The sequence below is a fragment of the Bradyrhizobium sp. 192 genome (assembly GCF_023100965.1).
Taxonomy (GTDB): Bacteria; Pseudomonadota; Alphaproteobacteria; order Rhizobiales; family Xanthobacteraceae; genus Bradyrhizobium; species Bradyrhizobium symbiodeficiens.
In genome coordinates, this window is sequence record NZ_CP064690.1 from 6,531,215 (window position 1) to 6,546,170 (window position 14,956).

Here is a 14,956-nt window from a genome sequence, read left to right on the forward strand (position 1 = left end):
CTCCTGTTAGACTGCCGCGAGCGCGACGAGCGTTTCCTGATAGGCCTCGAACGCATCGCGCCGATCGGCGGCGTAGGGCTCGACCCGCACGAGGCAGGTGTGGGCCGAACAGCCCTGGCCGAATTGAGACGTGCCGATGTCGAGCGTGAGCACGTTCGGATTGCCGGCAACCTCGAGGCCGCTATTGCCGGTCGGCGTGAACCATGCGCCGGTCGGGAGCACCAGCACGCTCCGGCGAACCTTGTCGGTGACCTCGGCCGTCGCCAGGCACTCCCCGCGGCCGTTCCAGATACGGATCGTCTGACCATCGGCGATGCCGAGAGCATCCGCGTCGTCGGGATGCAGGTGAGCCCGTTCACGGCCGTTGCGCTTCGTGGCCCTGCTCGATGCGCCGGTTTCGAGCTGGCTGTGAAGACGGCCCGCCGGCTGGTGCGAGATGAGGTGCATCTGGCCGGCATCGGCGGCGTTGCCGAGCCATTCAGCCGGCTCGATCCACGCCGGATGCGAGCGACAATCGGCATAGTCCAGCCTGGCCAGAGTCGCGCTGCCAAGCACGATCTTTCCACTTTCGGTCCTCAGCGCATGGGCCTCCGGCTCGTTGCGGAAGTCGGCAAGGAACGTCTGCTCGGCCTTGACCGGGCAGCGAGCATAGCCGGCTTCCCAGAACGCATCGAAATCAGGCATCGTGAAATCGAAGCGCTTCGAAGCGTCGCTGCGGCACTCTTCGTAGAGATGCCGGACCCAACCCATCTCGTCCCGGCCCTCGTTGAAGCGATCGGCCACTCCGAGCTTGCCTGCAATGGCGTTGAAGATATCGAAGTCGGAGCGGGATTCGCCGAGCGGCTCGATTGCCTGCTTCATCGCCAGGATGAAGTCGGAACGCCTGTTGCCGGCAAGATCGTTGCGCTCGATCGACGTGGTCGCCGGCAGCACGATGTCCGCGCGCTGAGCTGTCGCCGTGAACATCGGATCCTGCACGATGATCGTCTCGGGCCTCGTCCAGGCGTCCGACAGGCGATTGAGATCCTGATGATGGTGGTAAGGATTGCCGCCCGCCCAATAGACCAGCCTCGTATCCGGATAGGTGCGGAGCTCGCCTTCATAGCTGAATGGCCGGCCGGGATTGAGCAGCATGTCGGTGATCCGCGCCACCGGGATGAAGCTGTCGATCGGTCTGGTCAGCTGTGAGATGGCCGGAGACCGGGCCAGGTTGAGCGGCGCTCCCACGCCCCCCAGGGAGCCGTAGCCGTAGCCGACGCCGCCCCCCGGCAATCCGATCTGGCCGGCAACCGACGCGAGTCCGAGCGCCGCCCAAAACGGCTGCTCGCCATGATGGGCGCGCTGCAGGCTCCAGCTCACGGTCAGCATGCTGCGCGTGTCGACCAGGCGACTTGCGAGCCCGGCGACCTTCTCCGCATCGAGGCCGCAGATGCCCGCAGCCCAAACCGCCTCCTTGCGGACGCCATCCGCCTCGCCTTCGAGATAGCGAAGCAGGCGATCCGCGCCGCTGGTGCAGCGCGCCAGGAAATCCCTGTCGTGCCGGCCCGCCTTCACGATCTCGCCGGCAAGGCCGAGCATCAGCGCAGTGTCGGTGTTCGGGCGGATCGGCCACCATTCGGCGTTGACCCAGTCTGGCAGATCGTCCTTCAGCGGCGAGACATGAATCACCTTGACGCCGCGCGCGACGATTTTCCTGAGATAGGTTTCAAGTCGGTGGCTGCCGATTCCGCCGGCCTCGTTCTGCGCGGTTCGAGGCGAGAGCGCGCCGAACACCACCAGCGTTTCGGTGTGCTGCGCGATGGTGTCGAGCGTGTTCGCGCGGCCGCCGCATGCATCGTCGCTGCCCAGCGTGTGCCGCAGGATCACGGGGCCTGCCGCGATCGAATAGGTGTCGACATGCCTGGTGAAGCCGCCAACCAGGTTGAGCATGCGCTTCAGAAGCGACGAGGCGTGGTGCAGGCGGCCCGAGTTGGTCCAACCGTAGGAGCCGGCGAATATCGACGCATTGCCGAAGGTGCCGGCGACGCGGCGCACTTCATCCGCCACCAGCGTCGTTGCCTCGTCCCAGCTGACCGGCACGAACTTCTCCCGGCCGCGGCCCCGGCGATCGCTCTTCTCACGCTTGTCCAGCCAGCCGGAACGGACCATCGGTCGCAGAACGCGACGCGCCGGGTTCGCCCATTCGGCGACAGAATGGATGATCGGGGAAGGAGCCGGATCGTGCTCGAACGGCTCGACGCCCACGATGCGATTATCCTCGACGAGGATCGTATACGCACCCCAATGGCTGCAGTGCGGGACCCGCTTGACCTCGCTCATGCGTCAACCGTCCCAAGCTCGCGCCGCATCTGCGCGGCGAATTCGGGATAGGTCTCGGCGAGTTCGTCGAACACGCGGCTGCGGAGCAGGTCGAGTGTCGCTCGATCAGGCAGCGCGGTCTGCCGCGGCTCGGCGTCATGGGCGAACCGAAAACCGGTCGCCTCCTTGATCTCCGCGAGATCATGCCCGGGATGGACGCTCTCCAGCTCGAAGCCCGGCCGCGTCTTGTCGAAGCGGAAGAGGCCTTTGCCGGTCAGCAGGGCGATAGGACCGCCGCTCCGGAAAACCCCGTCCGGACTGACACCCGGCGCACTGATGAAGTCCACCTTCTCGACGAAAACACGCGGCGTATGCTCCTCCCGAAACAGAATGACGCGCGGTACGACGAAATAGAGATAGGCCGACCCGAACGAACCGGGCCAGCGCACGCTGGATCGCGGATAATCTCCGGCGCCGACGAGGTTCACGTTGCCGAAGCCGTCGATCTGGCCACCGCCGAGGAAGAACGCATCGATCCGGCCCTGCCCCGCGCAATCGAACAGTTCCGCCGAACCGTTGGTGAAGAAATTGTGCTCGACGGAGCCGAGAATGGAGATGCGTGGACCGACGGCACCCTCCGCCTCCTTCATTGCACGCAGCAGCATCGCGCCGGCGGCGGGAATCGGAGACGAGGCGCCGACCGCGACATGCCTGACGCCATCGAGCAGCCGTGCGATCGTGCAGATCAGCACTTCGCGAGGGAGGACCTCGGCCATCACGCGGGCTCCATCTGCGCCTGGGCCATATAGGCGGAGAAGCCGTCGGCCGTCCGCGCGGCTTTCGCGTAGCGTGCGATCTCCGCGCTGTCTGTCGGATACTCGCCCCACAGGCCATAGGGCCACGCCCCCTTCGGGGCCAGGGCGACCGCCGTGACGTAGAGCGCGGGCAGCACGCCGGCAGCGCTCATCTCGTCCGCAAGCAGATTCTCCTCGACGATGCGCTCCACCGTGACGAGCGCGATCCGCGAGGCGTAGGCCATCGCGGCAAGCTCGCGGCGCCGTCCGATCCAGACATTGCCGAAGCGATCGGCCATCGGCACGTGGAAGATCGTGACGTCGGGCTTGATGGCGGGAATCAGCACGATCGGATCGCCTCCGTCCGCCATCGGATTGTCGACGACGCGCCAATCGTCGCGATAGCGAAGCAGATCCGTTCCGATCAACCCCCGGAGCGGCATGAAGGGACTGCCCTTCTGCGCCGCCATCAGGCCCGCGTGGATGGCAGGGCACGTCGCGTCCTTGAGTCGAACCGCGCCTTCCTTGACGGCGGCGTTGAAGCGGGGCGCTCCGCCCGCTTCGCCGAGCGAGACGGCGCTGGTCTCCACCGTGCGGACCAGACCCGCGCCGACGAGCTGGTCGACTTGCAATCCGCCGGTCGGCACGCACACGAGATCGAGATCGCCCGCGCCATGCTCGATGATCGGCCGCGTCATGGCCATGGAGACGCCGGCGTAATCGACCGGCAGCGCCACGCGCATGCCCGGCTCGATGTGCTTCGCCATTGCGCGAGGCTCGCTCAACACCATCATCCTCCCTGCGAATGTTCTATATTGTAGAACGGTATTCCAAATAAATGTTAGACGGATTTAAACGCGACTGTCAATCTGACTTCACCGGATAGGCCTTTGTTTGCAGGGAATGTCACCTGCGCAGGCGATCGCGGCGCGCGCGGCTGCGTCGCGGTTGAACGGCGCGACTTGACAAGTGCGCGCGCTACGCCAACAATAATTGGAATAGCGTTCTACAATATAGAACATGTGGGAGGAGAAGAATGGGTGAGCCCGCGGCTCTGCGCACAACGCGCTCCGGCGACGTAGGCGCTCGGACCTCGCCGAGCGGCCTCCCGCGGGAGCGCGGCACCATCGGATCAAGCATCGCCGTCCGCGACGCCGTGAAGCGATACGGCAGCTTTCATGCGGTCGACCGGATCAGCATCGACATCGAGCCGGGTGAATTCATCACGCTCCTCGGCCCTTCCGGCAGCGGCAAGACGACGCTGCTCAACCTCGTAGCGGGATTCCAGAGCCTCGACAGCGGCGAGATCCTCGTCGACGGCAAGCCCGTCCACAACGTGCCCACGCACAAGCGCGGCTTCGGCATGGTCTTCCAGAGCTACGCGCTGTTTCCCAACATGACGGTCAGCCAGAACGTCGCGTTTCCGCTTCGCATGGCGGGCGTCGACCGGGCAACCACGGACCGACGCGTCGCCGAGACGCTGGAAATCATGCGCCTGACGGAGCATGCGACGAAGTCCCCCTCGCAGATGTCGGGCGGGCAGCAACAGCGCGTCGCGATCGCCCGCGCCATCGTCAGGAGGCCGAGGGTCGTGCTGATGGACGAACCGCTCAGCGCCCTCGACAGGCGGTTGCGCGAGTCGATCCAGATCGAGATTCGCGACCTGCACCGGACCATCGGCAGCACGATCCTGTTCGTCACCCATGACCAGGGCGAAGCCCTGACCATGAGCGACCGCATCGCCGTGCTCAACGCAGGCAAGATCGTCCAGATCGGCCGCCCGCTGGACATCTATCGACATCCAACGGATCGCTTCGTCGCCTCGTTCGTCGGCGAGAGCAACCTGATCGAAGCGGAGATTCTGCAGAAGCGCGGATCGACGCTGACGATGAAGAACCGCGCGGGATACGTGTTCAGCGCCGAAAGCCGCGACACGATCGACGTCGGGCGCGCAACCGTGCTGGTGCGTCCCGAACGCATTGCCGTATCGAACGAGCCGACTGCGAATTCCACGCCCGTCAGCGTCACGTCTGCGATCTTCCTCGGCGAGATCCTGCGGATCGAGGCGCACATGGAGGGCGGAGAGCCGCTCCTGATCAGGTGCACCGACATGGCGGACCGGCCCCTGCCCTCCGTCGGAGATCGTCTGCATGTGAGCTGGGGCGCAGCGGATTGCTGGGTGCTTGCATGAGCTCGGCATCGATCGGCGTCCAGGCGGACCGTCCTGCGGAGCTTGATCTCGTCAGGAGGCTGAAGGATCCGGCGCTGCTGCTGCTGCCGGCGCTTGCCTTCCTGGCCTTCATCTATCTCCTCCCGCTGATCGATCTGATCCGTATCAGCGTCAGCGGTCCGTCGTGGTCGTCGTATTTCGCGCGGGTGTTCGCGATACCGCTCTATTGGGATTCGCTCGTCCGCACGATGCAGATCTCGGTGACGGTCGCGGGCCTGTGCCTGCTGTTCGGATATCCGACTGCGCTGCTCATTCATCGTAGTCGCGGCATTGCCCAGGTCCTGATCGCGACCGCGATCGTTCTGCCCTATTTCATCGCCATCCTGATCCGGACCTACGCCTGGATGGTCCTGCTCGGCCGCAACGGGCCGGTCAACAAGCTGCTGGTCTCGATCGGCATATTGAGCGAGCCGGTGCAGCTTCTGTTCAACCGCGGCACGGTGCTGCTCGGCATGACCGCGGTGCTTCTGCCGCTGATGGTGCTGACGATCTATTCCAGCGTGGCGCGCCTCGACCAAAGCCTGACGCGCGCGGCGCTGGCCAGCGGCGCCGGGCCTCTTGCGGCGTTCTGGCGCGTGCTGCTTCCGCTGACCTTGCCCGGGATGGGCGCCGGCTTCCTGCTGGTCTTCGTCGCCGCGATCGGCTTCTTCATTACGCCGACCCTGCTCGGGGGACCCGGTGACCAGATGTTCGCCATGCATATCACCCAGCAGGCGGACTCGGTCACGTCGGAGGGATTCCTGCAGGCCTTGGGCGTGGTGCTGCTGACGATCACGCTGGCGGTGGTCGCGGTGGCCGGACGTTTCCTCGGCTTCGAGTTCATCTGGGGCGGCCGCAAGCTGACGGAGGCCTCGCCGAGAGCCACAGATCGCCACGCTGGCGACGTCGGCCGCCGCAGCTTCGGCGCCTCGGTTGCCGATTTCATCGGTTGGCCGCTCCTGCGGCTGTTCGGGCGGCTGCCGGCGAGCTGCGGGACCTGGACCGTGCGCCTCATGGGCGGCCTGGTCATTGCCATTCTCATCCTGCCGATCATCGTGGTGATGATCATCTCCTTCAGCAGCGCGAGCTATCTGACCTTCCCGCCGCCGGGCTTTTCATTGCGCTGGTATGAGCAGTTCTTCTCCGATTCGAACTGGATGCGGGCGTTCTGGACATCCCTGGTCGTCGCGGCGATGTCGGCCGCCATCGCGATCGCGCTGGGCGCCTCGGCGGCCCTCGGCATCGTCAGGAGCAACATTCGCGGCAAATCAGCCATCATGCTGCTTCTCGTGAGTCCGATCATCGTTCCCCCGGTCGTGCTCGGCCTGTCGCTCTACAGCCTGTTCCTGCGTTTCGATCTCGTCGGCTCCGTGTTCGGCCTTGCCGCCGCGCATGCGATCGGCGGCCTTCCCCTCGTCGTGGTGATCCTGTCCGCCTCGCTTCAAGGCGTCGATACCAGGCTCGAGCAGGCAGCGGCCGTCCACGGCGCGTCCTCGCTGACAGTGTTCCGCCTGGTGACGCTGCCGGCCATCATGCCGGGCCTTGCCGCGGCGACGTTCTTCGCCTTCCTGCATTCGTTCGACGAGCTGGTGTTGACGCTGTTCCTGTCGAGCGCGGAGCTGAAGACGCTTCCGCTCATGTTGTGGGGCGACGTCAACTATCGGCTCAACCCGGTGTTGGCCGTGGTCTCGACGCTGGAGGTGCTGCTGGTGGTCGCAGGGCTCGCCCTTGCACGCCCCGTTCTCGCGACGTCGCGGAAGGCGACGTCACAATGATCGATTTCAACTGGAGGAAAGAGAAAATGCTGGGAATGAAACGCTGGCGGCTATCGGCTTCCGTATTGGCCTCGGCCCTGTTCGTCGCGACGGGAACGGGTCTGGCTCAAGCGCAGAGCAACGTCGTGATCATGCAGGATCCGGGCGGCGGGTATGGCGATGCATTGCGCAAGGTCATGTACGACCCGTTCGAGAAGGAGACCGGCATCAAGGTCGTCACCGTCCAGGAAGCCCGTAGCGGCCCGCGCATCAAGGCTCAGGCCGAAGCCGGCAAGGCGCAATGGGACCTGACGTTCATCTTCGACCAGGAGACGAAGCTGCTCGGCGACTGCTGCCTGGCCGATATCGACTATTCCAAGCTGTCGGACGGGGCGAAACAGACGCTGGCGGCGATGCCGGACAATTTGAAGCGCAAGAAGGGCGTGGCCTTGCAGGTGATCGGCGTCGGCCTCGTCTACAACAAGGACAAGTTCAAGGGCGAAAACGTACCGACGAGCTGGGCCGACTTCTGGGACGTGAAGAAATTCCCCGGCCGGCGTTGCATGCCGGCCTGGCCGCGTTTCGTGTTCGAAGCGGCGCTGATGGCCGATGGCGTGGAGAAGAGCAAGCTCTACCCGATCGACATGGAGCGGGCGCTGAAGAAGGTCAAGGAGATCAAGCCGCACATCGCCAAATGGTGGACGACGTCCGCACAGCCGCCGCAACTCCTGCTCGACGGCGAGGCCGACATGTGCATGGCCTACACCGGCTCGATGAGCAAGCTCGCCCTGGAGGGCGCGCCGATCGACCTGACCTTCAACCAGGGCTTCGTTTACTACGACTTCTTCTCGATACCCAAGGGGGCGCCGAACTACGACAACGCGCTGAAACTGCTGTCCTGGCGGCTCGAGCCCAAGCGCGCGGCGCAGCTGACCTCGACCTTCCCGGTCGCCCTCCCCTCCCGGGTCGTGTTCGAGGCGGCGACGGACAAGAAGCTCGCCCGCTACTGGGCCAACAACCCGGACAACATCTCGAAGGCAATCGAGTGGAGCCCGGATTACTGGGGCGGACCTTCGCCGGCCGGAAACTCTACCAACGAAGAATACGGGCAGGAGAAGCTCAACGCCTTGCTGGCTCAATAGGCAGGCTGATCCGCAGATGTCCCCGATCCGCTGGGATCGGGGACACCCGAGCCCCGGGACTATGGCAGACCGCCCGGCCATGCTAGATCGGACGAAAGATCATTCTATTTCGGCAGGCGGATGGATAAGGCTTTTATCAAGGGACTGCGTCTGCTGGAAACGCTTGCTCTGAGCGAGCAACCTCGCGGGGTCACGGACCTCGCGAGCGAGTTGAAACTCACCAAGAGCAACGTGCATCGGCTGCTTATGACGTTGCAGTCCCAAGGCTATGTGCGTCAAATCCCCCCGCACAGCATGTATGAGCTCACGACCAAGATCTGGGCGCTGGGCAGCCACGTCATCCACCGGATGGACCTCATCAACGTCGCGCGACCGGCGATGACGAAACTCGCCGAAATCACCGGCGAAACCATTCATCTTTCGGTGCTCGAGGACACCGAAGTCGTCTACGTCGACAAGATCGAAAGCGCTCACCATATTCGCGCCCACACCAGCGTGGGTATGCGTGCCCCCGCCTTCACCATGGCGACGGGAAAGGCGATGCTCGCACATATGCCGGATGACTACCTCGAACGGTTCCGGCCGCATCTCCGGCGGTACACCGAAGCGACGCGAACGACGATCAAGGAGCTGCGCGAAGACATCGAGCTGGCGCGCGCGCAGGGTTACTCCTCCGTGCTGCATGGCGAGTGGCGCGAGGGCATCGCGGCCTGCGCTTGCGCGATCCTCGGCCGCTCCGGCGAACTCGTCGGAGCGATCGGCATGTCCGGCCCCGACAGCCGCATCAAGCGCAAGCAGATCAAGGAATATTCAGTTCACGTGATGGAGGCAGCCCGAACCATCGGCGCCGCCCTTGGCTATTCCAGGCCGGCGGCATACCCCGCCGTCAAAAGCCAATCGTCGGATCCTGCGCCTTCACATCAATCACGACGCGCCCCTTGATCTTGCCGTCGCCGGATTCACCACCCCCGGTACCGCAATGCGGCCAGCTCTTCGAGAAGGGCTACGGTGGTCGTCAGGCTCTGGCTCGGCGGAGTCATCAGACTGGCCACCTGCCGCGCCCGAGCTGCACAGCCTGGCTCCAGAACGGTCCGCAGGTCATGGCGAAGGGTCGCTCGCGTCGTTGCGGAGAAACGACGCGAGGTGCCGACACCCAGGCGTCTGATCTGTGTCGCCCAAACCGGCTGGTCGGCGCCGACCCAGAGCACAAGAGTTGGAACGCCGGAGCGCACGCTGGCGGCCGTGGTGCCGGCGCCGCCATGGTGAACAGCGGCGCGGCATCGCGCCAGGACCGCGGCGTGATTGACCGAAGGCACGACCATGACGTCCAGCGTGGCGGCCGTGCGTTCAAGCGGCATAGCTCCCGAACAGATCAGGGCACGCTCTCCGAGTTCCCGGCATGCATTTGCGATCATCGCAACGGTCTCGGCCGGCCTGTCGACCGGCATGCTGCCGAACCCGAAATAAATTGGCGGCCGGCCAGCGGCGATCCAGGAATTCACGGAATCATCGAAGTCGGTGGCGGATTGCAGGGTCAGTGTGCCGACCAGCGGCCTCTTCCAGCCCCATTGCGCCTCGAGCCCGGGGAAGAACACCTTGTCATAGGCTTGAATCTCCAGCACGCCGGATTCGACCATACGGCGCACGGCACGAATTCTGGAGTGCGGAAGCCCCAGGGCTCGGCGTTGCGCGTCATAGGCCGGCCGCAACAGGCGCCAGTGCGACCACTCGGCGACCGACCACAAGGGTTCGACCAGACTCAGGGGTAATCGAACCGGCAGGATGCGGTTGTTCGCCCGAACGGGGAAGTAATGAAGGGTGGCGAACGGCACCCCATGGGCCTCTGCAACGTTGGCGGCCAGTTCCTGATAGGTCGTACCGCTCAGAATCATATCGGCGCCGGTCGCCAGCCTGGTCAGGGTCGCGCTCATGTCCGCCCAGCCGTCGGCGAGGTACTCTCGCGCCTGCCTCAGCACCTTGACCGGATTACGCAACTTGAACCAGTCGTGAAAAACCTCCGCCTCGAGCTGGCGCTGGGAATCGGGGCCGTAACAATCCACCGAGCATAGACCGGCCGATCTAGCGAACCCGACGAGATTGGGAGGCACGGCCATCCTGACGTCGTGACCGCGGCGCTGCAGCTCACGTGCAACCACAGCCGCAGGCTCGATGTCTCCTCGTGTCCCGTGGACTGCGATGGCAAACTTGATGGTCCCGCTCCGGTTTTCGCGGAGCCGAGTATGGCGGTCGCGCGGCGCGGGTGCCATCGGCTATGTTTAACACCCTGAGAAGATTTGGAGAGTACGAACTGATGGATGTCAAGCGCGGCGCTTTCTGCTAATTGACAGTGGTCAAGCGCATGGCTTACGGCTTTCTCGATTAGACATTTTCTTCAAAGTCTGCGCTGTTTTGTTCGAAAGTCCATGATCAGACCATGACTTTGCCCCAGGCCCTGAGCGACGGCGCACCCGACGCCTCCGATCTGTCCGCCCTTGCCATCGACCGTAGCGCTGGCTCGCGGCGCCGCAGGCAATCCCGCCGCCTCCTGGGACGGGTCTTTCTCGTCGCGCTGCTCGTCGGCATCGCCGGCGCGATCTGGGTGTGGCGGCGGCATACGCAGATCGTCGTCGAAACGGCGGTCGTCTACTCCGTCTATCCGTCGCAGGCGCTGACGCTGCTGAACGCGACAGGGTACGTCGTCGCGCAACGCAAGGCGTCCGTCGCTTCGAAGGCGACCGGCCGTCTCGAATGGCTCGGTGTGCTCGAAGGCAGCAAGGTGCACGAGGGTGAGCTGATCGCCCGGATCGAGAGCAGCGACACGGCGGCGGTGCGCGACCAGGCAGCCGCCAACGTGCAGGTCGCGGAGGCCAACCTCGCCCAGGGGCGGGCGGAGCTCACGCAGGCGGAAATCGCGTTCAAGCGCTCCGAGGCCCTCGGCGAGAAGAACATCATCAGCGACTCGACGCGCGAAACCGCCGAGGCACGCCTCGCCAAAGCGCGCGCTGCGTTTGCCGGGTACGGGGCCGCCATCGCCGCGGCGCAGGCCAATCTCCGCGCCTCCGAAGTTGCCGTCGGACAGACCCAGATCCGAGCGCCGTTCGACGGCGTCGTCCTCACGCGGCACGCCAACGTGGGCGACACGATCACGCCGTTCTCGCAGGCGGTCGACACAAAGGGCGCGGTCGTCACCATTGCCGACATGGACTCGCTGGAAGTGGAAGCCGACGTGGCGGAGTCGTCGTATCTCAGCATCCACGTCGGACAGCCGGTCGAGATCCAGCTGGACGCGATCCCCGGCGAGCGTTTCGAGGGCGTGGTCAGCCGGATGGTGCCGACCGTGGATCGCGCCAAGGCGTCGACCCTCGTGAAAGCCCGGTTCGTGAAGCGCGACCCGAGAATGCTTCCGGACATGAGCGCCAAGGTGGCTTTCCTCGAGCGTGAAGTCTCCGAATCGGAGCGCAAGCCTGTTCTTGCAGTGCCGATGGCGGCCGTCTTCGAGCTCGATGGGCGACAGCATCTCTATGTCGTCGAGGATGGCAAGGCCCGCCTGCGGAGCGTGGACCTCGGAGCGAAGGTGGGCGATCAGATCGAGGTCCGCGACGTCAAGGCCGGCACGCGCGTAGTGGTCCGGCCGCTGGAAGATCTGGTCGACGGGCGCGCAGTGAAGCAGGCCACGAAGTGACCGTGCTTCGCATCTCCGAGGCGCGGACCGGAGAGGACGTTCTGATCGCGCTGAGCGACGTAAGCAAGAGCTACCGGCGCGGTGCGCAGATCGTCCCGGTCCTTGCCAAACTCACGTTTGACATCCGCCGCAAGGAGTTCCTCGCCCTGATGGGCCCGTCGGGGTCGGGCAAATCGACAATGCTCAACCTGATCGCCGGCATCGACAGTCCGGACCAGGGCTCGATCAAGGTGGGGGACGAGGACATCACGCTGCTTCCGGAAGCCGAACTTGCCGACTGGCGCGCGGCGAACGTCGGCTTCATCTTCCAGTTCTACAATTTGATGCCCGTGCTCACGGCCTTGGAGAACGTCGAGTTGCCTCTCACGCTCACGAGCCTGGGGCGGCGCGAGCGCCGAGACCGCGCGCAACTCGCGCTCAGCCTGGTCGGCCTCAGCGATCGCGTCAAGCATTTGCCCTCCGAACTCTCGGGCGGACAGCAGCAACGCGTGGCCATCGCGCGGGCGATCGTGACCGACCCGACAGTGCTCGTGGCCGACGAGCCGACGGGCGACCTCGACCGGCAGTCAGCGAAGGAAGTGCTCGAGATCATGCAGCGGCTCAACCGCGACATGGGCAAGACGATCGTGATGGTCACGCATGATCACCGCGCCGCCGCGCATGCGAAACGCATCATGAGTCTGGAAAAGGGCGATCTCTCCTATCTGGTGGAGCAGCGGCTTGAGTGAGTGCCGGTCATGAGCCAGTGGCTCACCCTCGTGGCACGCAACGTCTTGCGCCACCGGCTCCGCACGTCCCTGACGCTGGTCGGTCTCGTCGTCGCGATCCTCGCCTTCGGCGTGCTCCAGACCGTCGTCAAGACGTGGTATGCGGGGGTGGATGGCGCCGTCCCTTCGCGGCTGCTGACTCGAAACGCCATCTCCTTTGCGCTGCCGCTGCCGAAATCCTATCAGAAGCGCATCAGCGCCGTCGAAGGCGTGCGGCGCGTCACCCACCTGAGCTGGTTCGGCGGCGTCTACAAGGATTCGAAGAACTTCTTTCCCCAGTTTGCGATCGATGCCGCGAGCTATCTCGACATGTTCCCCGAGCTCCTGGTTCCGGACGAGGTGCGGCGTGCGTTCCTGCGCGAGCGCCGCGGCGCGATTGTCGGGCGCAAGCTCGCCAAACGCTACGGCTTCAAGCCGGGCGACGTGATCCAGCTGCGCGGGACAATTTTCCCCGGCAATTGGGAGTTCTTGATTTGCGGTGTCTTCGACAGCCGAGATCCAAAAACCGATACGTCGCAACTCTTCTTCCGCTGGGATTACCTGAACGAAACATTGCGTGTGCGCTCCAAGGCACAAGCCGACCAGGTGGGCGTGTTCGCCGTGGACGTCGTCAGCCTGGATAGCGTCGCGGACGTCAGTCAGGCCATCGACGAAGTGTTTCGAAACTCGCTTGCCGAGACGCTCACCGAGACCGAGCGCGCGTTCCAGATCGGGTTCGTCAAGCAGACGGAGGCGATCCTCATTTCCATTCGCGTCGTCTCCTTCGTCGTGATCTTCATCATCCTGGCGGTCATGGCGAACACCATGGCGATGACGGCCCGCGAGCGGCTCCGCGAGTATGCCACTCTGAAAGCCATCGGCTTCAGCCCCGGCTACGTGGCGCGATTGATCCTCGCAGAATCCGTCTTGATAGCCTCGATCGGCGGTGCGATCGGCATCGGGCTCACGCCCCCGGTCGCCGCGCACCTTGCCGAGCTCTCCGCCACGCTGTTCCCGACCCTGATCGTGAGCGTCAACACTGTGATGCTGCAGGCACTTGCGGCGGTGGTGGTCGGAATCCTCGCAGCGGCCCTGCCGATGCGCAGGGCAGCCCGCGTCAGCATCGTCGACGGCCTTCGGGCGTTGGGCTGACCATGCCGTTGCTGCTCTCCTACAGCTTGCGAAACCTGCAGGAGCGCAAGCTCACCAATTTGCTGACCGCGACGGGCATGGCGCTCGTGGTGTTCGTCTACGCTGCCGTGCTCATGCTCGACTCCGGACTCAAGCAAACGCTCGTCGCGACCGGCGAAGACACGAACGTCATCTTCGTGCGCCGCTCCGCGGAAGTCGAGATCCAGAGCCTGATCGACCGCCGTCAGGCCAGGATCATCGAAAGCCAGCCCGAAATCATCGTCGGAGCCGAAGGAGCGCCGCTCGTATCGAAGGAAGTGGCGGTTCTGATCTCGCAGCCAAAACGCAAGACCAGGCAGGCGAGCAACCTCCTGATCCGCGGGGTCGGTCCGGCCGCTCTGGCCGTGCGCCCACAAGTGCGGATCGCCGAGGGGCGCATGTTTCGCCAGGGGTCCAACGAGATCGTCATTGGGCGCGCCCTCGCGGGACGTTTCGAAGACGTCGAGATCGGATCGAGCCTCCGGTTTGCCCAGCGGGAATGGAGGATCGTAGGCCGGTTCGATGCGGGCGGCAGCGGGTTCGATTCCGAGATCTGGGGCGATAGCGAGCAGCTCATGCAATCGTTCCGCCGAGACTTTTTCTCTTCGATCACGGTACGGCTCGCCGATCGTTCCGGCTTCGACGCCCTCAAGGCGCGCCTCGAAGCGGATCCCCGCCTCACCATCGAGGCCAAGCGCGAGCGCATCTTCTATGAGGAGCAGTCACGCCTGCTCTCCGGGTTCATTCAGATTCTCGGGCTCACGCTTTCGGGGATGTTCTCGCTCGGCGCAGTCATTGGCGCCACGATTACGATGTACGCGGCCGTGGCCAGCCGCATGATGGAGGTAGGAGTGCTGCGCGCGCTCGGATTTCGGCGGTCGCGGATCCTGATTGCATTCCTCGTCGAGGCGCTGCTGCTCGCGCTGATCGGCTGGGCCATTGGAATCCTGTTCGCGTCACTGATGACGCAGGTGAAGATCACGACGCTCAACTGGACGTCACTCTCCGAGCTCGCATTTCGGTTTGTGCTGACGCCCGGGATCGTGCTGCGGTCGCTCGTCTTCGCCCTCTTGATGGGCTTTCTCGGCGGTTTCCTGCCGGCCGTGCGGGCCGCCCGCATGAAGATCGTCGACGCCCTGCGCGTCGCTTGAGCGCTCGGCA

Annotated in this window: 12 protein-coding genes; 8 read left to right on the top strand and 4 right to left on the bottom strand. The window is 64.7% G+C overall.

Annotation, left to right across the window (positions count from 1 at the left end; genetic code table 11):
* Positions 1 to 6 precede the first annotated feature (6 nt).
* The 3 genes from IVB24_RS30615 to IVB24_RS30625 are packed head-to-tail and all read right to left on the bottom strand — an operon-like array spanning position 7 to position 3,883.
* Entirely contained in the window at positions 7 to 2,319 is a 2,313-nt protein-coding gene (locus IVB24_RS30615; RefSeq protein ID WP_247770201.1) for a molybdopterin-dependent oxidoreductase, read from the bottom strand.
* Positions 2,316 to 3,074 (bottom strand): CoA transferase, encoded by a 759-nt coding sequence (locus IVB24_RS30620; protein ID WP_094974111.1) that lies wholly within the window; start codon positions 3,072 to 3,074, stop codon positions 2,316 to 2,318. The genes IVB24_RS30615 and IVB24_RS30620 overlap by 4 nt, the downstream gene beginning before the upstream one ends.
* Complete coding sequence (locus tag IVB24_RS30625) at positions 3,074 to 3,883, bottom strand: CoA transferase (RefSeq protein WP_247774203.1); 810 nt, start codon at positions 3,881 to 3,883, stop codon at positions 3,074 to 3,076. Before IVB24_RS30625 ends, IVB24_RS30620 begins: the two co-directional genes overlap by 1 nt.
* A gap of 245 nt (positions 3,884 to 4,128) precedes the next feature.
* On the opposite strand from IVB24_RS30625, the gene IVB24_RS30630 reads away from it, so the two are divergent.
* The 4 genes from IVB24_RS30630 to IVB24_RS30645 all read left to right on the top strand — a co-directional run bounded on the left by IVB24_RS30630 (position 4,129) and on the right by IVB24_RS30645 (position 9,139).
* Complete coding sequence (locus tag IVB24_RS30630; protein WP_094974110.1) at positions 4,129 to 5,283, top strand: ABC transporter ATP-binding protein; 1,155 nt, start codon at positions 4,129 to 4,131, stop codon at positions 5,281 to 5,283.
* The gene (locus tag IVB24_RS30635; protein ID WP_247770202.1) at positions 5,280 to 7,076 is read left to right on the top strand and encodes an ABC transporter permease subunit; all 1,797 of its coding nucleotides are present in this window, start codon (positions 5,280 to 5,282) and stop codon (positions 7,074 to 7,076) included. The genes IVB24_RS30630 and IVB24_RS30635 overlap by 4 nt, the downstream gene beginning before the upstream one ends.
* 26 nt (positions 7,077 to 7,102) lie before the next feature.
* A complete protein-coding gene (locus IVB24_RS30640; RefSeq protein WP_247770203.1) occupies positions 7,103 to 8,197 on the top strand; it encodes an extracellular solute-binding protein in 1,095 nt (364 codons plus the stop codon).
* A gap of 120 nt (positions 8,198 to 8,317) precedes the next feature.
* Positions 8,318 to 9,139: an IclR family transcriptional regulator gene (locus IVB24_RS30645; protein WP_247770204.1), complete on the top strand. Its 822-nt coding sequence runs from the start codon at positions 8,318 to 8,320 to the stop codon at positions 9,137 to 9,139.
* A 17-nt stretch (positions 9,140 to 9,156) separates the two neighbouring features.
* On the opposite strand, the gene IVB24_RS30650 is transcribed toward IVB24_RS30645, so the two are convergent.
* A complete protein-coding gene (locus IVB24_RS30650) occupies positions 9,157 to 10,464 on the bottom strand; it encodes a glycosyltransferase (protein ID WP_247770205.1) in 1,308 nt (435 codons plus the stop codon).
* 167 nt (positions 10,465 to 10,631) lie between these two features.
* Between IVB24_RS30650 and IVB24_RS30655 the strand changes: the two genes are divergently transcribed.
* From IVB24_RS30655 to IVB24_RS30670, 4 genes are read left to right on the top strand one after another with little or no spacing between them, the layout of a single operon-like run.
* Positions 10,632 to 11,879 (top strand): efflux RND transporter periplasmic adaptor subunit, encoded by a 1,248-nt coding sequence (locus tag IVB24_RS30655; protein WP_247770206.1) that lies wholly within the window; start codon positions 10,632 to 10,634, stop codon positions 11,877 to 11,879.
* Complete coding sequence (locus tag IVB24_RS30660) at positions 11,876 to 12,607, top strand: ABC transporter ATP-binding protein (protein WP_140480751.1); 732 nt, start codon at positions 11,876 to 11,878, stop codon at positions 12,605 to 12,607. The genes IVB24_RS30655 and IVB24_RS30660 overlap by 4 nt, the downstream gene beginning before the upstream one ends.
* Positions 12,608 to 12,616: 9 nt before the next feature.
* Positions 12,617 to 13,777 (top strand): ABC transporter permease, encoded by a 1,161-nt coding sequence (locus tag IVB24_RS30665; protein WP_247770207.1) that lies wholly within the window; start codon positions 12,617 to 12,619, stop codon positions 13,775 to 13,777.
* A 2-nt stretch (positions 13,778 to 13,779) separates the two neighbouring features.
* Positions 13,780 to 14,946: an ABC transporter permease gene (locus tag IVB24_RS30670; protein ID WP_166468486.1), complete on the top strand. Its 1,167-nt coding sequence runs from the start codon at positions 13,780 to 13,782 to the stop codon at positions 14,944 to 14,946.
* Positions 14,947 to 14,956 lie beyond the last annotated feature (10 nt).